Genomic DNA, 652 nt, shown 5'->3' with positions numbered 1-652 from the left:
GGCCGGGACCGACGCGGCCAGGGGCGAGCGCCACGCCACCGTCGCCGCGGCGCTGGACGCGGCCCTGGCCGATGCCGGTCCCGGCGACCGGGTGCTGGTGTTCGGATCCTTCCATACCGCGTCCGCCGCATTGCAGGCGTTAAGGGACGGCAGCGGCGAGCGCGTATAATTCGCAGGCCCTTCGCAGCCCACGAGCGCCGATGGACCCTGCACTGAAACAGCGCCTTGTCGGCGCCGGCGTCCTGGTGGCGCTGGCGGTGATTTTCCTGCCGATGCTGGTCCAGGGGCCCGCCCCGGACAGTGGCGTGGCCGACGTATCGCTGGACGTTCCCGACGCGCCTGCCGGCGACTTCGAGACCCGTGACCTGCCGCTGGTGGACCTGGAGGCCGGTACCGATGGTGGCGTGGTCGACGTGCCGGCGCCGGAAGCTCCGGCGGAGGCGCTGCCCCAGCCGCAGACCGAAGCCCCGTCGCAGCCGCAGCCGTCGCAGCCGCAGCCGGCGCAGGCCGAACCCGCGAAGAGCGAACCGGCCCCGTTGCCCAGCGACGCCGGCGAGATGTATCCGGCCGCGACGGCCGGCGGCAACTACGCCGTGAGCTACGGCAGTTATTCCACCGTCGCCGCGGCCGATGCCGCGGTCGCCTCGCTGCG

General features: G+C 73.6%; 2 pseudogenes. Both read left to right on the top strand.

Going from position 1 to position 652, the window contains the following annotated elements:
- Positions 1-169: pseudogene (locus tag QAA18_RS03540) on the top strand (bifunctional folylpolyglutamate synthase/dihydrofolate synthase); the annotation flags it as partial.
- 31 nt (positions 170-200) lie between these two features.
- Positions 201-652, top strand: a pseudogene (locus QAA18_RS03535) (hypothetical protein); the annotation flags it as partial.

It is taken from the genome of Luteimonas sp. 8-5 (genome assembly GCF_029763755.1).
Taxonomy (GTDB): Bacteria; Pseudomonadota; Gammaproteobacteria; order Xanthomonadales; family Xanthomonadaceae; genus Cognatiluteimonas.
The sequence above is the reverse complement of the archived record's forward strand: the minus strand, read 5'-3'. Positions and strand labels throughout refer to the sequence as shown.